Raw genomic sequence first — 20,743 nt, forward strand, 5'->3', positions numbered from 1 at the left:
TCACACGCTGACCAGGCTCAGCAGCTGATCGCCCTGCAGGCTGAACTGCCCCTGGATTTCCCGGCCGTGGCACCACAGCGGCGACAGGTCGGTGAGCAGGCGCAGGCGGGCGTGGCCATCGGCGGACCATTCCAGCAGTTCGGCGTGCTCGAAATAGAAGCGCTTGTGCACGATGGGGTACAGCGCCTTGAACAGGCTTTCCTTGAGGGAGAAGGTCAGCGTGGTGGTCAGGCTCAGCTGGCTGCGGTCCATGCGCTGCAGCTCATCGGCAGTGAGGATTTCGCCCATCAGGCGTTCGGCGCGTTCGGTCTCCAGCAGGTTTTCCTGGTCCAGGCCCAGGCCCTGGCAGTCGCTGCTGCGGGCCACCACGGCGGCCGCCCAGCCCTTGCCGTGGGTGATCGAGCCACTGATGCCGGCCGGCCATAGGGGGGCGCGGTCGTCGCCGGTGGCGGGCAGGTAGTCGCGCCCGTCCAGGCGCTGCAGGGCGGCGCGGGCGCACACGCGGCCGGCCAGGTACTCGGCCTGGCGCTTGGCCACCGAGCGTTGCAGGCTGGGGGTGGGTTCGATGGCGGCGCGCCGGAAGTCATCGGCGGCGAGGTTGGCCGGGTCGAAAGCGCAGCTGACCAGCACCGCACCGGGAACCGGGTGGGGCAGGGGCCAGTGGTGCTGGAGCGGGGCGCAGCAGTGCGGGAGTCGATTCATGGGCGCTATTGTGCCGTGGCCCACGAGCCTTCGCCAGCAACGCTGGCGCCTACAGGTTCACGCGGCCTGCCGCAGGAGCCAGCGTTGCCGCCAGGCGGGCTTCAGTCAAACACCTTCTTCAAGAACACCTGCAGGTCTGCCCACGAGCTTTTATCGGCGGCCTTGTCATAGCCGATATCCTGCCCGCCGTGCTCGCCGTGGCTCAGGCGGTCGGCATCCGGGTTGGTGAAGCCATGCTTGGCACCCGGGATGCTCACGAACTTCAGGTCGGCGCCGGCTGCCTCCATCTCCTTCCTGAACGCAGCCACCTGCTCGGGGGTTACCATGCTGTCGCTGGTGCCATGCTCCACCAGCAACGGTGCCTTCACACTGCCGCTGGTTGCCGGCGTGGCCGTCACCAGCGCTCCGTGAAAGCTCGCCACCCCCGCCAGCGGCTCACTGCGCCGCGCAGCGTCCAGCACCACCTTGCCGCCGAAGCAGTAGCCGATGGCGGCGATCTTGTCGGGGTTGGTCTGCGGCTGGATCTTCAGCAACTCGACCCCGGCATCGAAGCGTGTTGCTGCCGTCTTCGGGTCTTTCAGGGCCGCCGCCATGAACGCCTGCGCATCGGCCGGGTGCTCGGTGTTCTTGCCGTCGCCATACATGTCGATGGCCAGCGCGCTGTAGCCCAGCCCGGCCAGGTCGCGGGCACGGCGCTTGGCATAGTCGTTCAGCCCCCACCATTCGTGCACCACCACCACCCCGGGACGTTCGCCCTTCACGGCGTCGTCATAGGCGTAGTAGCCCACCAGGCGCTTGCCGTCGGCGTCCTGGTAGTCGATCTGGCGGGTTTGCACCGCAGCCTGGGCCAGGCCAGTGGCGCCGATCAGGGCAAGTGCGAGCAGGTAACGCATGGTCAGTCTCCTTTTTTCCGTTGATGCCCGCTCGTTCAGCCGGGGTTCAGCCAGCATTCAGCGGCGGTTCAGGGCGCCCTGCTTACTCTAGCTCCCACACAAACACCGCGCATCACTCTGGAGTACACACTCATGAAAAGCCTCAATACCGTACTGATCGCCATCACCATGCTGGGTGCCAGCTCCCTGGTACAGGCTGCCGACACCACCTTCGCCGGCCTCACCTACGGCCAGACCAGCGACAAGATCAAGAAGTCCGGCCTGCTCAGCAGCAACACCGACCACCTCAACACCGACGGCATCATCAGCAAGGACGGCACCTGGGGTGCGCGCATTGGTCAGCAGAACGACCAGGGCCGCTACTACCTCACCTACGACAACGTCTCCAACAACCACAGCGGCCTGAAAATGCGCCAGGAAAACCTGCTGGGCAGCTACGACGTGTTCTATCCGCTGGGTAGCAGCACCAAGGCATTCGGCGGTGCGAGCCTGGGCGTGACCAAGCTCAGCCAGGAATCCTCCGGCTACAGCCGCGACACCGACACCGGCTACGCCTACGGCCTGCAGGCTGGCGTACTGCAACAGGTCAGCAGCAATGCTTCGGTCGAACTGGGCTACCGCTACCTGCGCAGCAACGCCACCACCGAACTGTCCGAGCACGACGGCGACAAGCTCGGTGCCCTGCGCCTGAAAAGCAGCGCGCAAACCTACCTGTCGGCCAACTACCTGTTCTGAACCCCCGCGCAATACCCGAACCGGCCTTCACTCTGGCCGGTTCGCTGTTATTCTGCCGTTATGTAGCGAGATGCCCGGCCAAGCAGGCCGGGCCTGGTTATGGAGGAGCGTATGAAACTGCTGGTGGTCGAGGATGAAGCCCTGTTGCGGCATCACCTGTTCAGCCGTCTGAGCGAAAGCGGGCATGTGGTCGAAGCGGTGGCCAATGCCGAGGAGGCGCTGTACCAGGCCGAACAGTTCAATCACGACCTGGCCATCGTCGACCTGGGCCTGCCGGGCATGAGCGGGCTGGACCTGATCCGCCAACTGCGCAGTCAGGGCAAGACATTTCCTATCCTGATTCTCACCGCCCGTGGCAACTGGCAGGACAAGGTCGAAGGCCTGGCCGCCGGTGCCGACGACTACGTGGTCAAGCCGTTCCAGTTCGAAGAGCTGGAGGCGCGCCTGAATGCGCTGCTGCGCCGCTCCAGCGGCTTCACCCAGTCGACCATCATCGCAGGCCCCCTGCGCCTGGACCTCAACCGCAAGCAGGCGCTGCTCGATGACCAGCCCCTGGCATTGACCGCCTACGAATACCGCATCCTCGAATACCTGATGCGCCATCACCAGCAGGTGGTGGCCAAGGACCGTCTGATGGAGCAGCTGTACCCCGACGACGGCGAGCGTGACCCCAACGTGATAGAAGTGCTGATCGGCCGCCTGCGCCGCAAGCTCGAGGGCGACAACGGCTTCAAGCCCATCGACACGGTACGTGGCCTGGGCTACCTGTTCACCGAGCGCTGCCTGTGATTCGTTCGCTGCGCCTGCGTCTGATGCTGGCCGCAGCGGTGCTGGCGCTGCTGTTCATGCTGGCCCTGTTGCCGGCCCTGCAGAAGGCCTTCAGCCTGGCCCTGCAGGAGTCCATCGAGCAGCGCCTGGCCTCGGACGTGACCACGCTGATCTCGGCGGCGCGCATAGACGGCGGCAAGCTGCAGATGCCCGATCTGCTGCCGGACGAGAAATTCAACCTGCCCGACAGCCGCCTGCTCGGCTACATCTACGACCGCCAGGGCAACCTGGTGTGGCGTTCGCGTGCCACCAACGACGAGAACATCAACTACACACCCCGCTACGACGGGCGCGGCAACGAGTTCGCGCGCATCCGCCAGGACCACGGCGAGGAGTTCTTCGTCTATGACGTGGAGGTCAAGCTGCTGGGCGGCAAGAGCGCGGCCTTCAGCATCGTTGCCCTGCAACCGGTGCGCGAGTACCAGCAAACCCTCAACGGCCTGCAAGAGAAGCTCTACCTGGGCTTTGGCGCGGCGCTGCTGGCCCTGATGCTGCTGCTCTGGGCCGGGCTGACCTGGGGCCTGCGCTCGCTGCGGCGCATGAGCGTGGAGCTGGACGACGTGGAGTCCGGCGCCCGCGAGGGCCTCAGTGCCGAACACCCGCGCGAGCTGTTGCGCCTGACCGGCTCGCTCAACCGCCTGCTGCGCAGCGAGCGCGAGCAGCGCGGGCGCTACCGCGACTCGCTGGATGACCTGGCGCACAGCCTCAAGACCCCGCTGGCGGTGCTGCAAGGGGTCAGCGAAAGCATGGCCCAGCGCGAAGGCGAGCGCGAGCAGGCGCGGGTGCTGCAGAGCCAGATCGAGCGCATGAGCCAGCAGATCGACTACCAGTTGCAGCGCGCCAGCCTGCGCAAGAGCGGCCTGGTGCGCCACCAGGTGGCCTTGCACCCGCTGCTCGACAGCCTGTGCAGCACCCTGGCCAAGGTCTACCGCGACAAGCAGGTGCACATCACCTACGCAGTGCCCGACCAGGCACTGGTACCCATGGAGCAGGGCGCATTGCTCGAACTGCTCGGCAACCTGCTGGAAAACGCCTACCGTCTGTGCCTGGGGCAGATCCGCATCAGCCTGCGGGTCAGCGACACGGCGCTGGAGCTGTGTGTCGAGGACGACGGCCCCGGCGTACCGGTGCACCAGCGCGAACGTATCCTGCAGCGGGGCGAGCGCCTCGATCGCCAGTACCCGGGGCAGGGCATCGGCCTGGCGGTGGTCAAGGACATCATCGAGAGCTACGACGCTACCCTCACTCTCGACGATTCGCCCCTGGGCGGCGCTGCCTTCCGTATCCGCTTTCCGCTCGACTGAGCGCCTGCCACATTCCGCCCAGTGGGCGGATTACCGCCATCATCGGGTCTATTCTTTGAGTGCCGGGCGGAAATCCGCCAACTGGCGCGTCCTGCCTTGCTGCCTTGCGGTGCACGAAATGCCCTGAAACAGGGTGTTTGCACCGCCTTGGCACATCCTGGCATCAGCCTTGCTATTGACTCCGCAGAGCATTGCCACGCAGCTCGACACAACAAATCCCTCCAATGCAGGAGGGTTCGCGCTTTAGGTGCCGATCGCCTCCTGGGAAGGATGGGCCGGCACATTGAGGAAAATAGCCATGACGACGCGTCAGCCGCTGTACAAATCGCTGTATATCCAGGTGATCATCGCCATCACCATCGGTATCTTGCTGGGTCACTTCTATCCCGACACCGGTGTGGCGCTCAAGCCGCTGGGTGACGGTTTCGTCAAACTGATCAAGATGGTCATCGCCCCCATCATCTTCTGCACCGTGGTCAGCGGCATCGCCGGCATGCAGAGCATGAAATCGGTCGGCAAGACCGGCGGCTACGCGCTGCTCTACTTCGAAATCGTCTCGACCATCGCGCTGATCATCGGCCTGGTCGTGGTCAACGTGGTCAAGCCGGGTGCCGGCATGCACATCGACGTAACCACCCTCAACGCCAGCAGCGTGGCTGCCTATGCCGCCGCCGGTGCGCAGCAGACCACCGTCGGCTTCCTGCTCAACATCATCCCCAACACCGTGGTCGGTGCCTTCGCCAACGGCGACATCCTGCAGGTGCTGATGTTCTCGGTGATCTTCGGTTTCGCCCTGCACCGCCTGGGTGCCTACGGCAAGCCGCTGCTGGACCTGATCGACCGCTTCGCCCACGTCATGTTCAACATCATCAACATGATCATGAAGCTGGCCCCGATCGGTGCCTTCGGTGCCATGGCCTTCACCATCGGCCAGTACGGCGTGGGTTCGCTGGTGCAGCTGGGCTACCTGATGGCCTGCTTCTACATCACCTGCCTGCTGTTCATCCTGGTGATTCTGGGCGGTATCGCCCGTGCCCACGGCTTCAGCGTACTCAAGCTGATCCGCTACATCCGTGAAGAGCTGATGATCGTGCTCGGCACCTCGTCGTCCGAGTCGGCCCTGCCGCGCATGCTGGCCAAGATGGAGCGTCTGGGCGCGAAGAAATCGGTGGTTGGCCTGGTGATCCCGACCGGCTACTCGTTCAACCTGGACGGCACCTCGATCTACCTGACCATGGCTGCGGTGTTCATCGCCCAGGCCACCGACACCACCATGGACATCACCCACCAGATCACCCTGCTGCTGGTGCTGCTGGTGGCCTCCAAGGGTGCTGCAGGCGTTACCGGCAGCGGCTTCATCGTGCTGGCCGCGACCCTGTCGGCGGTCGGCCACCTGCCTGTTGCCGGCCTGGCGCTGATCCTGGGTATCGACCGCTTCATGTCCGAAGCCCGCGCCCTGACCAACCTGATCGGCAACGCGGTGGCAACCGTGGTGGTGGCCAAGTGGGTCAACGAGCTGGACGAAGACAAGCTGCAAGCCGAGCTGGCTTCGGGTGGTTCGCCGCTGGTCGACACCCGTCCTACCGACGACCTGGGTGTCGCCGAAGGTGCGGTACGCCAGGGCTGAGGTTAGCCAAACGCAAAAAGCCCATCTTCGGATGGGCTTTTTTTTGTGCCTGTGCAGGCGTCTTCGCCGCAAGGCCGGCTCCTGCAGGGCGCTGGCTTGCCGGCGAAGCGTCTACTCCACCCGCGTCTCGCCGGTGAACACCAGCGTCTGCCGACACCGCCGGCACAAATACCGCCGCCCCTGGCGCACCAGCCCGTGGCGCTGCGCCGAGAACGGAAAGTCACTGCCCGCACATGGGCACTTGTAGATGTAGCGGGTCACGCTGCGGCGCTTGACTGCATAGTTGTGGCAGCGGTTGGGTGGCAGCTCGTACACCCCGCGCATGATCAGCTGCCACTCCTCGCCATGGGGCTGGATGCGGTCGCCGAACAGTTGATGCGCCACCAGGTGCGCGACTTCGTGGGGCACGGTCTGGCGTAGGAAGTCTTCACTGTTCTCGCGGTACAGCTGCAGGTTGAAGCGCAGCAGGTTTTCGTGCAGGTGCGCGACACCGGCCTTCTGCCCGCGCAGCTTGAAGCTCACCTCGGGACGCAGGAAGGGGCGCTTGAAAAAACTTTCGGCTTGCTGGTAACAGCTTTCGACGCGGGAATTGAGCAGCTCTGGCATATCGGTTGGACACTCCTGGCCGGCAATTATGCCGCAACCCGGGCGGCGCTGCCGAGACCGCTGGTCCGCACAGCATCAAGCCGCCTTGCGGCGGCCTGATGGGTACAGCCCCTAGGTTGGCGTATTGTCTAGCTGGTATAGACGGGCCCCACGCCCAGTCCCCAGACGATCACGGTGAAGGCCATGATGGCGACAAGCACCACCAGCCCCACCGCCAGCACCGAACTCGAGAACAGAAAGCCCTCGTCGGACGGGATGTTCATGAAGGTCGGCAGGCCCACGTACAGCAGGTACACCGTGTAGCAGATGGCTGCCGTGCCGACGATCATTCCCAGCCACAGGTGCGGGTACAGCGCCGCCAGGCCGCCGATGAACAGCGGGGTGGCGGTGTAGGTGGCGAACGCGATGCATTGGGCCATGCTCGGGGTGGCGTCGTAGGTGCGCGCCATCCAGTGGATGAAGGCGCCCATCACCGCGACGCCGCCCAGCATGGCCAGGTAGGACATCACGGTCATCCAGATCGCACTGTCGACGGTGAGCATGACCGGTGCGCGGTTGCCGATCACCCAGCCCACCTGGGTGGTGCCGATGAACGCGGAAACGGCGGGTATCGCCGCCAGTATCAAGGTGTGGGTCAGGTACATGTGGCTGATGGTTTCGTCTTCGCCACGGATTTCTTTCCATTCCTGGTCAGGATGGGTGAACAGCCCCAGAACGTGATGGATCATGCCAGTCACTCCCTCGTTGTTGCCATCGCCCCCCAGCGGAGCGCTTGCGCGGCCCAGTGGCTGGGCCTGACGGGATCAGGTCACGCTTGCTGTGGCCTTATGACGCAGTATAGGAAGGGGTTCGCTGCACAAATCCGCTTTTTTAGAGCAAATTGCGCTGTAAGCGCGGCGCTTCATTTCCTTGCAGTCTTTATCGGATGGGCTACGCGAGCGTCAGGTTTGTGCGTAAAATGTGCCGCTTTTGTCACACCTTGCGGATTCAATCGCCATGGGCACCCTTTCGGTCAACCAGAACAAACTGCAAAAACGCCTGCGTCGCCTTGCCGGCGAAGCCGTCGCCGACTTCAACATGATCGAAGAGGGCGACAAGGTCATGGTCTGCCTGTCGGGCGGCAAAGACAGCTACACCATGCTCGATGTTCTGCTGCACCTGCAGAAAGTGGCGCCGATCAAGTTCGACATCGTCGCGGTCAACATGGACCAGAAGCAGCCAGGCTTCCCCGAGCACATCCTGCCGGCCTACCTTGCGACCCTGGGCATCGAGTACCACATCGTCGAGAAAGACACCTATTCGGTGGTCAAGGAACTGATCCCGGAAGGCAAGACCACCTGCTCGCTGTGCTCGCGCCTGCGTCGCGGCACGCTGTACACCTTCGCCGACGAGATCGGCGCGACCAAGATGGCCCTGGGGCATCACCGCGACGATATCGTCGAGACCTTCTTTCTCAACATGTTCTTCAACGGCACGCTCAAGGCCATGCCGCCCAAGCTGCGCGCCGACGACGGTCGCAACGTGGTGATCCGTCCGCTGGCCTACTGCGCCGAGAAGGACATCCAGGCCTACTCGGACATGAAGCAATTCCCGATCATCCCGTGCAACCTGTGCGGCTCGCAGGAAAACCTGCAGCGCCAGGTGGTCAAGGACATGCTGGTGGAGTGGGAGCGCAAGACCCCGGGACGCACCGAGAGCATCTTCCGCGGCCTGCAGAACGTGGTGCCGTCGCAGCTGGCGGACCGCAACCTGTTCGACTTCACCAACCTGCGCATCGATGAAACCGCCACCCCACGGTTCGTCGATGTTCTGAACCTCTGACCGGCATGCGCGATTATCAGTGGCTGCATGAATTCTGCCTGAACCGCTTCGGTTCGGCGGCGGCGCTCGAGGCGCACCTGCCCGAGCCGTTGAGCCCGGCGCAGCTGCGCCAGATCAGCGACGACCGCTACCTCTCGACCATGGCCCTGCGGGTGTTTCGCGCCGGGCTCAAGCACAGCCTGGTGGACGCCAAGTGGCCGGCGTTCGAGCAGGTGTTCTTCGGCTTCGACCCAGAGAAGGTGGTGCTGATGGGCGCCGAGCACCTGGAGCGGCTGATGCAGGACACCCGCATCATCCGCCACCTGGGCAAGCTCAAGAGCGTGCCGCGCAATGCGCAGTTCATGCTCGACGTGGCCAGGGAGAAGGGCAGTTTCGGTGCGTTGATCGCCGACTGGCCGGTGACCGACATCGTCGGCCTGTGGAAGTACCTGGCCAAGCAGGGCAACCAGATGGGCGGGCTGTCGGCGCCGCGTTTTCTGCGCATGGCCGGCAAGGACACCTTCGTGCCGAGCAATGACGTGGTGGCGGCGCTGGTGGCGCAGGATGTGATCGACCGGCAGCCGACCAGCCAGCGCGACCTGGCCACCGTGCAGCAGGCGTTCAACCAGTGGCATGCCCAGAGCGGGCGGCCGATGTGCCAGTTGTCGATGATGCTGGCGTATACCGTCAACCATTGAGATCGACGGTATTGCTGCCGCCTGTAGGAGCTGGCCTTGCCAGCGAAGGCCGCAACGCGATTCTGTCTGATGCTACAGGGCTGCGTTGCAGCCCTTCGCCGGCAATGCCGGCTCCTACATTGCCACCCGCCGCTCATACTGAAAGCGCCAGCGCACAAACAGCAGCGCACTCACGAACAGCACCAGGCTGATCCCCACTTCCAGCCACCCCAGCAACGCCCGCGCCGGATCGAACGCGGCCAGCACGCCCTTGATGAAGTACAGGTTCACCACGAAGCACGTCCACGCATGGGCCCGTGCACTGCCCATCAGCATGCCCGGCAGCACCAGCAGCAACGGCACCAGCTCGATGGCCAGGATCACCCCCACGCGCGCGCCGTGCAGGTTGGCGAACCACAGGTTGTTCACCGTCAGCAACGCCATCAGGCTGAAAAACGCCACCAGGCTCAGCACCCGGGTAGCGCGCACACGTGGCTCCAGCCACTCCAGCGGCGGCAGCACCTTGGGCTTCTTAGCCACGGCCGTTCTCCAGCAGTTTGGCAGTGCTCGCCAGGCGCTGGCCCAGGGCACGGCACAGGGCGATCTCGTCGGCGTCCAGGTCGCGCTTGCCATCGGCCCCGGCATGGTGGCTGGCGCCATACGGCGTGCCGCCGCCCCGGGTGTCGAGCAACGCCGATTCGCTGTAGGGCAGCCCCATGATCAGCATGCCGTGGTGCATCAGCGGCAGCAGCATCGACAGCAGGGTCGACTCCTGGCCGCCATGCAGGCTGGCCGTGGAGGTGAACGCAGCCGCTGGCTTGCCCACCAGCCCGCCACTCAGCCACAGGCTGCTGGTGCCGTCGATGAAATACTTGAGTGGCGCGGCCATGTTGCCGAAGCGCGTCGGGCTGCCCAGGGCCAGGCCCGAGCAATGGCGCAGGTCGTCGAGGGTGGCATACAGCGCGCCGTTCTCGGGGATGTCGGGGGCCACCGCTTCACACTCGGTGGAAATCGCCGGCACCGTGCGCAGGCGCGCCTCCAGCCCACCCAGTTCGACGCCACGGGCAATCTGCCGGGCCATTTCGCTGGTGGAGCCGTGGCGGCTGTAGAACAGGATCAGGATATAGGGCGCGCTCACGGCAGAATCTCCAGCACCTTCTCGGGCGGCCGGCCAATCACGGCCTTGTTGCCCGCCACCAGGATCGGGCGTTCGATCAGCTTGGGGTGCCGGGCCATGGCGTCGATCAACTGGTCGTCGCTCAGGGCCGGGTCGGCCAGGCCCAGGGTCTTGTATTCGTCTTCGCCACTGCGCAGCAGCTGGCGCGCGCCGATGCCCAGCTTGCCGAGCAGGGCCTTGAGGGTGGCGGCGTCGGGTGGGGTTTCCAGGTAGCGCACCACCTCCGGGGTCAGGCCACGGGCTTCGAGCAATTCCAGCGCGCCACGGGACTTGGAGCAGCGCGGGTTGTGATACAGGGTCAGTTCGGTCATGTTCGGGGTCGCATCCGGCAGGGGGTGGCGGCTATTCTAACCGCAGCGAATTGGCATTTTGCCTGAATCTTGAAGAAGGATTGACCCATGACAAGGCGATTGGCAGCAGCCCTGGCCATCACCGCGAGCCTGTTGCTCGGCGGATGCGGTGTGGACTACGGCCTCGACCAGAACGGCAATGCGGTGAAAGCCGAGCAGATCGAAGGGCGCTGGGTGGTGCTCAACTACTGGGCCGAATGGTGCGGGCCGTGCCGCACCGAGATCCCCGAACTGAACGCAGCCGCCAAGGACTGGCAGGCGCAGGGGATCACCGTACTGGGGGTGAATTTCGACGGCTTGCGCGGCGATGAGCTGAAAAAGGCCAGCCAGGCGCTGGGCATCGACTTCACCGTGCTCGCCGACGACCCGGCCGAGCGCTACGACCTGCCGCGCAGCGAGGCGCTGCCGGTGACCTACATCATCGACGACAAGGGCAAGGTGCGTGAGCAGTTGATGGGCGAGCAGACGGCCGAGGGGCTGGCCGAGAAGATCAAGGTGCTAAAGGGCGCCTGATCGGCGGTGCGCCGATCGCGGGTCAAGCCCGCTCCCACAGCGTTGTGGGGCGGGCCTGGCCCGCGATGCAGGCGATGCGGGCTGTCAGCCTTCCTCAGGCCAGAAACGCAGCGGCTTGCCCTGTTCGGGCCAGAAGCGCACCTGCTCGATCGGCGAGATGTCCCAGCGCTGCACGGTCTCCAGCGCCTTCAGAAAGCGCTTTTCCTGCTCCATCAGCGCCGGCGCGCACTGCTTGCGCGTGCTGCCCACCGGGCCAAAGCTGAGTTTCTCGCCGTCCAGCGTATACGGCGCAAACCAGTGGTTGCAGCCGGCATTGCCATACGCCCGGCCATCCTCGGCCAGCGTCAGGGTCAGGTGGCTGTAGTCGATCAGCGGACGTTCGCCAATCCACTCCAGCACGTAGCTCTGCTCCTGTTGCAGCTTCATCGGCTCGGCTGCGCAACCGGCCAGGGTCGCGACCACCGCTGCACAGACCATCACGGGTTTCACTTTGCAGCCTCCTGGCATTTCGGGCACAGGTGCTTGTCGCCCTGTGTGCACCAACCCAATTCGGCGATGCGCGCCACGGCCGCCGGCTTCTGCGCCTTGGTGCCCAGCTTGGCATCCACGGCGAATTCGAAGTCCAGTGTGGCCTGGCAGCCATCGCAGTTGACCTGCCATGCATGAATCGCCAGCTCGCCGAACACCGGGCCCGCCGCTACCGCCACCCACTGGCCGGTGGGGTTGATCAGGTGGCGCACGGTCTCGACCGTCAGGCGCATCGACAGGGTCTTGCTGCCCTTGAGGGTCACCAGCAGTACGTCGCCTTTCTGGATCGAGCCACCGTTGCCGGTGACCTGATAGCGACCGGGTACCAGCGAGCGGCATTCGATCAGGGTGTGTTGCGGATTGAACAGGGTGTAGCGGAAATCGTGTTCGACCATGGGTCCTCCAAATATGGCGCGTATCCTAGCATCATCCCTCGACCAGATTCTGCGGATTGCCTGCCGCCCAGCGGGCAATGTTCTCCAGCGTGGTGGCGGCGATCGCCGCCAGTGCCTCGCGGGTCAGGAAGGCCTGGTGCGCGGTCACGATCACGTTGGGGAAGGTCAGCAGCCGCGCCAGCACGTCGTCCTGCAACGGCAGGTCGGAGCGGTCCTCGAAAAAGATCTGCGCCTCCTCCTCGTACACGTCCAGCCCCAGGTAGCCGAGCTGGCCGCTCTTGAGCGCGTCGATCAGCGCCGGTGTGTCGACCAGCGCGCCGCGCCCGGTATTGATCAGCATGGCGCCCAGCTGCAGGCTGGCCAGGCTCTGCGGGTTGATCAGGTGCCGGGTCTGCGGCGTGAGCGGGCAGTGCAGGCTGATGATGCGCGATTCGCGCAGCAGCTCCGGCAGGTCCAGGTAACGTGCACCCAGCGCCTCCACCTCGGGGTTGGGGTAGGGGTCGTACGCCAGCAGCTGGCAGCCGAAGCCTGCCATGATCCGCGCAAAAGCCAGGCCGATCTGGCCGGTGCCGACCACGCCGACGGTCTTGCCGTGCAGGTCGAAACCGGTCAGCCCGTGCAGGCTGAAATCGCCCTCGCGGGTGCGGTTGTAGGCACGGTGCAGGCGGCGATTGAGGGCAAGAATCAGGGCCACGGCGTGTTCGGCCACCGCATGCGGCGAGTAGGCCGGCACCCGCACCACCGTCAGCCCAAGGCGCTTGGCGGCGGCCAGGTCGACATGGTTGTAGCCGGCCGAGCGCAACGCGATCAGGTGCGTGCCGCCGGCCTTGAGGCGGGTCAGCACCGGCGCCGAGAGGTCGTCGTTGATGAACGCGCACACCACCTCGTAGCCTTCGGCCAGTGCCGCGGTGTCTTCGGTCAGGCGCGCGCCTTGAAAGTGCAGCGCCAGTTGCGTGGCCCCTGGCGCGCTGCTGAAGCTGTCCTGGTCATAGTGTTGGCTGCTGAAGAGCAAGGCTTGCATGGCATGGTTCCCAAGGGTCGGATGCCGTCAGTGTAACCAACCGGCAAGGCCCGGGCCTTGCCAGAGATCAGGCGCTCTGGCGGGCCACGGTCGTCAGGCGGTTGATGGCCTGGTCCAGTTCGTCGAGGGCACGCTGGGCCTCGGGGTCGTCCTGCTTGAGCAGGGTTTCGCTGCGCTGGCAGGCGGCGCGCAACTGCGGTACGCCGCAATAGCGCGTGGCGCCATTGAGTCGGTGCACGCGCTCGATGGTGGCGTGGCGGTCGTCGGCCTCGCGGGCGCAGCGGATCGCGTCGCGGTCGGCATCCAGCGAAGCCAGCAGCATGGCCAGCATGTCGGCGGCCAGGTCCGGCTTGCCTGCCGCCAGGCGCAGGCCTTCCTCAGGGTCCAGCACCTTCAGGTCGTTGCCGTCGACCGGCAGTTCGGCGCCGCGCTCGTTGGTCGGGCTGCCCAGTTGCAGGCCGGTCCACTTCAGCACCACCTGGGCCAGCTGGCGCTCACTGATCGGCTTGGTCAGGTAGTCGTCCATGCCGCTGTGCAGCAGGGCGCGCTTCTCGTTGGCCATGGCATGCGCGGTCAAGGCCACGATCGGCAAGGCCGGGGCGCTGCGCGTGGCCTCCCACTGGCGGATCTGTTCGGTGCATTCGCGCCCGTCCATCACCGGCATCTGTACGTCCATCAGCACCAGGTCGAAGTGCTCGTCCTGCACTGCGCTGATCGCCGCATGGCCGCTGTCCACCGCCAGCACATCGGCGCCGAGGTCTTCGAGCAGGGTCTGCACCAGCAGCAGGTTGGCCGGGTTGTCGTCCACGCACAGCACGCGGGGCTGGCGCTGGCCGCTGGGCACCTTGTATTCGCCGCTGGTACGCCTGGGCTGCACCAGCTCGAGCAGGGCCCGGCGCACCTTGCGCGTACACGCAGGCTTGGCGTGCAACTGGCCGTGGGCATTGGGCAGGTGCGGGTGGTACAGCGCCTGTTCGGTGGTGGGGCACAGCACCAGGGCCTGACAGGCAAAGTGCTCCAGGCGCTGGATGTACTGGCCCAGGCGCTCGGGCGCCAGCGATTGCAGGTTGACCCCCATGATCGCCAGCTCGAACGGCTGGCCGGCAAGGAAGGCGGCCTCGATGCCCTTAAGCAGCTGCTCGCTGGTGGTGAAGGTGGTCACGTCCAGGCCGCAGTCCTGCATCTGGTGCGCCAATGCCTGGCGGGCCAGTTCGTGGTCGTCCACGATTGCCATGCGCCGGCCTTGCAGCGCCTGGGGTGGCAGGTCCTCGGCGTCGTCGCGGGCCTTGGGCAGGTTGAGGCTGATCCAGAACTGCGACCCCTCGCCCGGGGTACTGTCGACGCCGATCTCGCCGCCCATCTGTTCGATCAGGCGCTTGGAGATCACCAGCCCCAGGCCGGTGCCGCCGGGCTGGCGCGACAGCGAGTTGTCGGCCTGACTGAAGGCCTGGAACAGGGCACGCACATCCTGGCTGGACAGGCCGATGCCGGTGTCCTGCACGCAGATGCGCAATTGCACGCTGTCTTCGGTTTCGTCATCGAGCATGGCGCGGGCAACGATGGTGCCTTCGCGGGTGAACTTGATCGCGTTGCTCACCAGGTTGGTGAGGATCTGCTTGAGCCGCAGCGGGTCGCCCACCAGCGACAGCGGGGTGTCGCGGTACACCAGGCTGACCAGTTCGAGCTGCTTGGCGTGGGCCGCCGGGGCGAGGATGGTCAGGGTGTCCTGGATCAGGTCGCGCAGGTTGAACGGGATGCTGTCGAGCACCAGCTTGCCGGCCTCGATCTTGGAGAAGTCGAGGATCTCGTTGATGATGCCCAGCAGGCTGTCGGCGGATTTTTCGATGGTACCCAGGTAGTCGAGCTGGCGCGGGGTCAGTTCGCTTTTCTGCAGCAGGTGGGTAAAGCCCAGGATGCCATTGAGCGGCGTGCGGATCTCGTGGCTCATGTTGGCCAGGAATTCGGACTTGATGCGGCTGGCTTCCAGGGCTTCCTTGCGCGCCATGTCCAGCTCGATGTTCTGGATCTCGATGGTCTCAAGGTTCTGGCGCACGTCCTCGGTGGCCTGGTCGATGCTGTGCTGCAGCTCTTCATGGGCGTTGTGCAGGGTTTCGGCCATGCGGTTGATGCCATTGGCCAGTTCATCCAGCTCATGGCTGCCCAGGCTCGGCAGGCGCTGTTCGAGGTTGCCGTCCTTGAGCTGGTTGACCGCGAACTTGATCTGCCCGATGGGGCCGTTGATGGTGCGGCTCATGCGCAGCGCCAGCAGGGCGGTCGCGCCCAGGCCCACCAGAATCAGCAGCAGGCTGGCGAACAGGCTGCGGTAGCCGCGCAGCAGCGTGCCATCGTGGGACAGCTCGATCTCGACCCAGCCCAGCAGGCGGTCGGCTTCACCGGGAACCCGTTCGCCGGCCAGCTCGCGATGGCGGCCGAACACCGGCAACAGGTAGCGCGTGGCATCGTTGCCGCTGCGTTGCAGCAACTGGGTGCCGCCACCGCTGGGCTGCTGGTTGAGCATGCTCGGGCCGGCGTGGGCCAGGTGGCTGCGGTCGGGGTGCAGAAACGACACGGCGCGCACGTCGGCCTGCTCCAGCGCCTCGGCGGCGATGCGCTCGAGCTGCGCCGAATCGTTGCGGGCCAGCACCGGGGCCACCAGGGGCGCCAGTTGCTCGGCGATCATGCGACCGCGTTGCAGCAGCTGGGCCTGCAGTTCGCTTTGCTGCAACCAGGTGAAGTAACCACCCAGCACCAGCGCCATCATGCTGGCCGGGAGCAGGGCGAGCAGCAGTACGCGGCTTCTGATTCCCAATCGATTCAGCACGCCCACTCTCCTGTGCTCGGTTAGCGCTGTAGGACCTTCGTCGGCATGTTCCGACGACCCAACTCTGAAAATTACCGCGACTGTGTATCTAATGCACTCATTTGTATCTGTTTTTGTCGATTGTAGGAGGCGCAGGTGCTTTTGTCGGCGCGTGTTGCTTGCATGGGGGGAATGCTCAATAATCGAGCGATTGAGAATTGCTAGCACCCGCCAATGAATCCCGTCGCCATTAACGCCTCAAACATACTTGCCATCGAGGACGATCCGGTCCTGGGTGCCCACCTGCACGAGCAGCTCGAGCGCAGCGGGTTTCTGGTGACCTGGTGCCGCGATGGCCGCGAAGGGCTGCAGATGGCTCGCCAGCGCAGCTTCGATGTGGTGCTGATGGATATCCTGCTGCCCGGCCTGAACGGGCTGGATGCCCTGGCGCGGCTGCGCGAGAAGAGCTCGATACCGGTGATCCTGATGTCGGCGCTGGGCGCCGAAGGCGATCGCATCACCGGCTTCCAGCGCGGCGCCGACGACTACCTGCCCAAACCGTTCAGCATGGTCGAACTGCGCGTGCGCATCGAGGCGATCCTGCGGCGGGTGGCGCTGGAGCGCCGGCACCAGCCGGGGGAGGGCACGCCCGCGGGCGAACTGGTGTTCGATGAACTGGCCTGCGATGTGCTCCACGGGCAGCAGCGGGCCGGCCTGACCTTAAGCGAGTACCGCCTGCTCGACACCCTGCACCGCAGCCAGGAAGAGGTGTTGAGCAAGGCATTCCTTTATCAGCACGTATTGCAGCGCGGCTATGCCCGGCATGACCGCAGCCTGGACATGCACGTGAGCCAGATCCGCCGCAAGCTCAAGGCCATCGGTTACCTGGAGCGCCAGGTGCGCACGGTGTGGGGCAAGGGCTATGTGCTCAGCGCCAGCGAGGACCTGTAGGTGCTCAGCCGTCATTCCCTGTTCTGGAAGCTGGCCTTGCTGCTGGTGGTGTTCTGCCTGCTGATGATTGCCCTGAGCTGGCAGTGGGGCCGGCACATGGAGATCCGCAACGCCTACCTGTCGCCCAAGGCGCGCGCCACCCTGGAAGACTACGCCCGCGAGGCCGAAAACGCCGTGCGCCGCGGCGGGCAGGCCGGCGTGGATGCGTGGCTGACGCAGATGCACGAGCGCGAGCGCGGTTTCGTGGGCGTGATCGGCAGCGATCTGCAATCGCTGGGCAGCGTGCCGCTGACCGACGCCCAGAGCCAGCGCCTGACGTTTCTGCGCGGCACCGACTGGCCGGTAAGCCGGCATTCGGCGCGCTCGCCATGGATGCTCGTGCCGTTCCCGGACGACTCCAGCCTGGGCAGCCTGGTGATCGAACTGCCGCAGCGGCTGATGCCGGGGCGCCTGAACATGCTGTTCTGGCGAATGGTCACCAACGGCCTGATCCCCGGCTTGCTAACCCTGGTGTTCTGCGTGGGCCTGTATCGCATGCTGATTCGCCCGCTGAGCCAGTTGCGCGAGCAGGCCAATGCCTGGCGCGCCGACCGGCTCACCGCGCGGGTGGCCAGCGACACCACCAGCCGCAAGGACGAGTTCGGCGAGCTGGGGCGCGCCTTCGACGACATGGCCGAGCGCCTGCAGGGCACGGTGGCCCTGCAGCAGCAGTTGCTGCGCGACCTGTCCCATGAAATGCGCACGCCGCTGAGCCGCCTGCGGGTGGCCAGCGAGGGCGAGACCGACCTGGAGGCGCTGCGCGAACGCCTGGGCCGGGAAGTGGACAACATGCAGCGCCTGGTGGAAGACGCCCTGCAACTGGCCTGGCTGGACGCCGAGCGCACGCAGTTGGTCAGCGAACCGATCCAGGTGCAGGCGTTGTGGGAGATGCTGGCGGAGGATGCCTGCTTCGAAAGTGGCTGGCCGCGGGAGCAACTGGTGTGCACGCTGGGGGCCGACTGCTGGGTGCAGGGCAACCTCAACAGCCTGGCCCAGGCGTTGGAGAACATTCTGCGCAATGCCATTCGCCACTCTCCGCCGGGCGGGGTGATACGCCTGGCGGGAAGCCGCCAGGGGGGCCAGTGGCTGCTGTGGCTGGAGGACGAAGGCGGAGGCGTGGACGAGGCCCAGCTGGAACACATCTTTGCGCCGTTCACCCGCCTGGACGACTCGCGGCCGGGGAACGGCGGCTTCGGCCTGGGCCTGAGCATTGCGCGCAATGCCCTGCAGCGTCAGAGCGGGCAGCTGTGGGCGCAGAACAACGCCAAGGGCTTGCGGGTGAACATGCAGCTGCCGGCGGTGATCTAACACCGCTGCGGCTGTAGGCGCCGGCCTTGCCGGCCAATGCACCACCACCGTTTCAAGTTGCTGCGCGCGGGCTGCTTATATCCCTCGGCTATAACCCTCAACCATTGCGTGATATGGGCCAAAGCCGTTTGCCGGTATGATAGGCGCCCCCGCAGTCTGGATTGCGAAATACGCCATGACCTTGCAGTACCCTACCATCGCCGATTGCGTCGGCAACACGCCCCTGGTTCGCCTGCAGCGCATGGCCGGCGAGACCAGCAATACCCTCCTGCTCAAGCTCGAAGGCAACAATCCGGCAGGCTCGGTCAAGGACCGGCCGGCGTTGTCGATGATCACCCGTGCCGAACTGCGCGGGCAGATCAAGCCAGGCGCCACGCTGATCGAGGCAACCTCCGGCAACACCGGTATCGCCCTGGCGATGGCAGCGGCGATCAAGGGCTACAAGATGATCCTGATCATGCCCGACAACTCCAGCGCCGAACGCAAGGCCGCCATGACCGCCTACGGCGCCGAGCTGATCCTGGTCAGCAAGGAAGAAGGCATGGAGGGCGCCCGCGACCTCGCCGAGCGCCTGCAGGCCGAAGGCCGTGGCCAGGTGCTCGACCAGTTCGGCAACGGTGACAACCCCGAAGCCCACTACGTCAGCACCGGCCCGGAAATCTGGCAGCAGACCGGCGGCAGCATCACCCATTTCGTCAGCTCCATGGGCACCACGGGCACCATCATGGGCTGCTCGCGCTACCTCAAGGAGCAGAACCCCAACGTGCAGATCGTCGGCCTGCAACCGATGGAAGGCTCGGCGATCCCCGGGATCCGCCGCTGGCCCCACGAGTACCTGCCGAAGATCTTCGACGCCAGCCGCGTCGACCGTGTGGTCGACATGGCCCAGAGCGAAGCCGAAGAAACCACCCGCCGGCTGGCCCGCGAAGAGGGCATTTTCTGTGGCGTGTCCTCCGGTGGTGCGGTGGCGGCCATGCTGCGCCTGTCGCGCGAGCTGGAAAACGCGGTAATGGTGGCGATCATCTGTGACCGTGGCGACCGTTACCTGTCGACCGGCATCTTCGACGCGGCCAACTGATGTCCAAGGCCAAACGCAATGGCGGTCTGCGCTTCCAGCCGACCGGTGGTACCCGTGCGCCCCAGGTGCCAACGGGCAAGAAGCAGCGCCTGAGCATCGAGCGCCTGGCCGGTGACGGCCGCGGCATCGCCTTCTTCGAAGGGCGCACCTGGTTCGTCAGCGGCGCCCTGGCCGGTGAAGAGGTCGAGGCACGGGTGCTCAATGCCCACGGCAAGGTGGTCGAGGCACGCCTGGAGCGTGTGTTCAGCCCCAGCGAGGCGCGGCGCCCGGCGCCGTGCAAGCACTTCGATCGCTGTGGCGGCTGCAACCTGCAGCACCTGCCCCATGCCGCTCAGCTCGAACTCAAGCAGCGCCTGCTGGCCGAGCAGTTGCAGCGGGTGGCCGGCGTGGTGCCCGAGCAGTGGGCCGCGCCGTTGTCCGGCCCCGAATTCGGTTACCGCCGGCGCGCCCGCGTGGCGGTGCGCTGGGACGCCAAGGCCCGGAAGCTCGACGTGGGCTTTCGCGCCGAAGCCAGCCAGGACATTGTCGCCATCGACGACTGCCCGGTGCTGGTACAACCCTTGCAGTCGATACTGCGTCACCTGCCGCTGCTGTTGCAGAGCCTGAGCAAGCCACAGGTGGTGGGGCACGTGGAGCTGTTCAGCGGCACCGCCCTGGCACTGCTGCTGCGCCATACCGCGCCACTGGTCGAGGCCGACCTGGCACGTTTGCAGGCGTTCTGCAGCGAGGCGGGTGTACAACTCTGGTTACAAGGTGAGGGGCAACCGGCCCCGGCCAATCCAGCGGACACGCTAGGGTTTACCCTGGAACCGTGGAACCTGGAATTGGCCTACAGGCCAGGTGACTTCGTGCAGGTCAATGCCCAGGTCAACACCGCGATGATCGAGCAGGCCCTGGCATGGCTTGCGCCACAGGCCGACGAGCGTGTGCTGGACCTGTTCTGCGGCCTTGGCAACTTCGCCCTGCCGCTGGCCCGGCAGGCCCGCGAAGTGGTGGCGGTGGAAGGGGTGCAGGCCATGGTCGATCGGGCCGCGGCCAATGCCCAGCGCAACAAACTGCATAACACGCAGTTTTTTCAGGCCGATTTATCCCAGCCTCTGGCGACTTCAGGCTGGGCGGCAGGAGGCTTTTGTGCGGTACTCTTGGACCCACCGCGCGACGGTGCCTTCGAGGTGGTGCGCAACATCGCCGCACTTGGCGCCCGACGTCTGGTCTACGTGTCGTGCAACCCGGCGACGCTGGCCCGCGACACCGTCGAGCTGGTCAAGCAGGGGTACCGGTTAAAATGTGCCGGGATCCTCGACATGTTTCCGCAGACTGCGCATGTCGAGGCCATGGCGTTATTCGAGGTGGGTTAGCGACGCTGGCCCGCCCGGTGTCGCCCCTTCGATCTGGCAGGGGCGACACCCGT

22 protein-coding genes are annotated in these 20,743 nt (G+C 65.5%); 11 read left to right on the plus strand and 11 right to left on the minus strand.

What is annotated here, in order from left to right; all coding sequences use genetic code 11:
* Together V9K84_RS01630 and V9K84_RS01635 are read right to left on the minus strand one after the other, a co-directional pair.
* Window positions 1-702, minus strand: a complete 702-nt coding sequence (locus V9K84_RS01630; protein WP_088514031.1) for a 4'-phosphopantetheinyl transferase superfamily protein — start codon at window positions 700-702, stop codon at window positions 1-3.
* 101 nt (window positions 703-803) lie between these two features.
* Window positions 804-1,595, minus strand: coding sequence for a dienelactone hydrolase family protein (locus V9K84_RS01635; protein ID WP_088514030.1), 792 nt, complete (start codon window positions 1,593-1,595; stop codon window positions 804-806).
* Window positions 1,596-1,727: 132 nt separating this feature from the next.
* On the opposite strand from V9K84_RS01635, the gene V9K84_RS01640 reads away from it, so the two are divergent.
* From V9K84_RS01640 to V9K84_RS01655, 4 genes are all read left to right on the plus strand, one after another.
* Window positions 1,728-2,330, plus strand: coding sequence for a membrane protein (locus V9K84_RS01640; protein ID WP_043862576.1), 603 nt, complete (start codon window positions 1,728-1,730; stop codon window positions 2,328-2,330).
* 111 nt (window positions 2,331-2,441) lie between these two features.
* Complete coding sequence (locus V9K84_RS01645) at window positions 2,442-3,119, plus strand: response regulator (RefSeq protein WP_043862575.1); 678 nt, start codon at window positions 2,442-2,444, stop codon at window positions 3,117-3,119.
* On the plus strand, window positions 3,116-4,462 hold the full coding sequence (locus tag V9K84_RS01650; protein ID WP_043862574.1) for an ATP-binding protein: 1,347 nt from the start codon (window positions 3,116-3,118) through the stop codon (window positions 4,460-4,462). The genes V9K84_RS01645 and V9K84_RS01650 overlap by 4 nt, the downstream gene beginning before the upstream one ends.
* 298 nt (window positions 4,463-4,760) lie before the next feature.
* Window positions 4,761-6,089, plus strand: a complete 1,329-nt coding sequence (locus tag V9K84_RS01655; RefSeq protein WP_054914705.1) for a dicarboxylate/amino acid:cation symporter — start codon at window positions 4,761-4,763, stop codon at window positions 6,087-6,089.
* A 111-nt stretch (window positions 6,090-6,200) separates the two neighbouring features.
* Here V9K84_RS01655 and V9K84_RS01660 read toward each other — a convergent pair whose 3' ends face one another.
* Together V9K84_RS01660 and V9K84_RS01665 are read right to left on the minus strand one after the other, a co-directional pair.
* A complete protein-coding gene (locus V9K84_RS01660; protein WP_043862572.1) occupies window positions 6,201-6,695 on the minus strand; it encodes a SprT family zinc-dependent metalloprotease in 495 nt (164 codons plus the stop codon).
* 128 nt (window positions 6,696-6,823) lie between these two features.
* Complete coding sequence (locus tag V9K84_RS01665; RefSeq protein WP_043862571.1) at window positions 6,824-7,423, minus strand: Yip1 family protein; 600 nt, start codon at window positions 7,421-7,423, stop codon at window positions 6,824-6,826.
* Between the two features lie 268 nt (window positions 7,424-7,691).
* On the opposite strand from V9K84_RS01665, the gene ttcA reads away from it, so the two are divergent.
* A complete protein-coding gene (gene ttcA, locus V9K84_RS01670; RefSeq protein ID WP_054914704.1) occupies window positions 7,692-8,516 on the plus strand; it encodes a tRNA 2-thiocytidine(32) synthetase TtcA in 825 nt (274 codons plus the stop codon).
* A gap of 5 nt (window positions 8,517-8,521) precedes the next feature.
* Complete coding sequence (locus V9K84_RS01675) at window positions 8,522-9,193, plus strand: DNA-3-methyladenine glycosylase I (protein ID WP_338793663.1); 672 nt, start codon at window positions 8,522-8,524, stop codon at window positions 9,191-9,193.
* Between the two features lie 114 nt (window positions 9,194-9,307).
* Here the strand turns inward: V9K84_RS01675 and V9K84_RS01680 are convergent, their stop codons facing one another.
* Genes V9K84_RS01680 through arsC form a run of 3 tightly spaced genes read right to left on the minus strand, consistent with a single transcriptional unit; the run spans window position 9,308 to window position 10,660 of the window.
* Window positions 9,308-9,712: a DUF2069 domain-containing protein gene (locus V9K84_RS01680; RefSeq protein WP_058540998.1), complete on the minus strand. Its 405-nt coding sequence runs from the start codon at window positions 9,710-9,712 to the stop codon at window positions 9,308-9,310.
* On the minus strand, window positions 9,705-10,310 hold the full coding sequence (gene wrbA, locus V9K84_RS01685) for an NAD(P)H:quinone oxidoreductase (RefSeq protein ID WP_043862567.1): 606 nt from the start codon (window positions 10,308-10,310) through the stop codon (window positions 9,705-9,707). The genes V9K84_RS01680 and wrbA overlap by 8 nt, the downstream gene beginning before the upstream one ends.
* Window positions 10,307-10,660 (minus strand): arsenate reductase (glutaredoxin), encoded by a 354-nt coding sequence (gene arsC / locus V9K84_RS01690; RefSeq protein WP_054914702.1) that lies wholly within the window; start codon window positions 10,658-10,660, stop codon window positions 10,307-10,309. Before arsC ends, wrbA begins: the two co-directional genes overlap by 4 nt.
* An 87-nt stretch (window positions 10,661-10,747) precedes the next feature.
* On the opposite strand from arsC, the gene V9K84_RS01695 reads away from it, so the two are divergent.
* Window positions 10,748-11,212, plus strand: coding sequence for a TlpA disulfide reductase family protein (locus V9K84_RS01695; RefSeq protein WP_043862565.1), 465 nt, complete (start codon window positions 10,748-10,750; stop codon window positions 11,210-11,212).
* An 84-nt stretch (window positions 11,213-11,296) separates the two neighbouring features.
* On the opposite strand, the gene V9K84_RS01700 is transcribed toward V9K84_RS01695, so the two are convergent.
* From V9K84_RS01700 to V9K84_RS01715, 4 genes are all read right to left on the minus strand, one after another.
* On the minus strand, window positions 11,297-11,689 hold the full coding sequence (locus V9K84_RS01700) for an META domain-containing protein (RefSeq protein ID WP_078479811.1): 393 nt from the start codon (window positions 11,687-11,689) through the stop codon (window positions 11,297-11,299).
* Window positions 11,690-11,697: 8 nt separating this feature from the next.
* Complete coding sequence (locus V9K84_RS01705; protein WP_058541001.1) at window positions 11,698-12,135, minus strand: hypothetical protein; 438 nt, start codon at window positions 12,133-12,135, stop codon at window positions 11,698-11,700.
* Between the two features lie 31 nt (window positions 12,136-12,166).
* Window positions 12,167-13,156: a 2-hydroxyacid dehydrogenase gene (locus V9K84_RS01710; protein WP_088514029.1), complete on the minus strand. Its 990-nt coding sequence runs from the start codon at window positions 13,154-13,156 to the stop codon at window positions 12,167-12,169.
* A gap of 67 nt (window positions 13,157-13,223) precedes the next feature.
* Complete coding sequence (locus V9K84_RS01715) at window positions 13,224-15,977, minus strand: response regulator (RefSeq protein ID WP_043862561.1); 2,754 nt, start codon at window positions 15,975-15,977, stop codon at window positions 13,224-13,226.
* A gap of 213 nt (window positions 15,978-16,190) precedes the next feature.
* On the opposite strand from V9K84_RS01715, the gene V9K84_RS01720 reads away from it, so the two are divergent.
* From V9K84_RS01720 to rlmD, 4 genes are all read left to right on the plus strand, one after another.
* Window positions 16,191-16,907, plus strand: a complete 717-nt coding sequence (locus V9K84_RS01720; protein ID WP_088514028.1) for a response regulator transcription factor — start codon at window positions 16,191-16,193, stop codon at window positions 16,905-16,907.
* Window positions 16,908-18,254: a sensor histidine kinase gene (locus V9K84_RS01725; protein WP_043862559.1), complete on the plus strand. Its 1,347-nt coding sequence runs from the start codon at window positions 16,908-16,910 to the stop codon at window positions 18,252-18,254.
* 175 nt (window positions 18,255-18,429) lie between these two features.
* Window positions 18,430-19,332 (plus strand): cysteine synthase CysM, encoded by a 903-nt coding sequence (gene cysM / locus V9K84_RS01730; RefSeq protein WP_162484876.1) that lies wholly within the window; start codon window positions 18,430-18,432, stop codon window positions 19,330-19,332.
* A complete protein-coding gene (gene rlmD / locus V9K84_RS01735; RefSeq protein WP_088514027.1) occupies window positions 19,332-20,690 on the plus strand; it encodes a 23S rRNA (uracil(1939)-C(5))-methyltransferase RlmD in 1,359 nt (452 codons plus the stop codon). The genes cysM and rlmD overlap by 1 nt, the downstream gene beginning before the upstream one ends.
* Window positions 20,691-20,743 lie beyond the last annotated feature (53 nt).

Source organism: Pseudomonas sp. AE27 (assembly GCF_037113495.1).
GTDB lineage: Bacteria > Pseudomonadota > Gammaproteobacteria > Pseudomonadales > Pseudomonadaceae > Aquipseudomonas > Aquipseudomonas palmensis.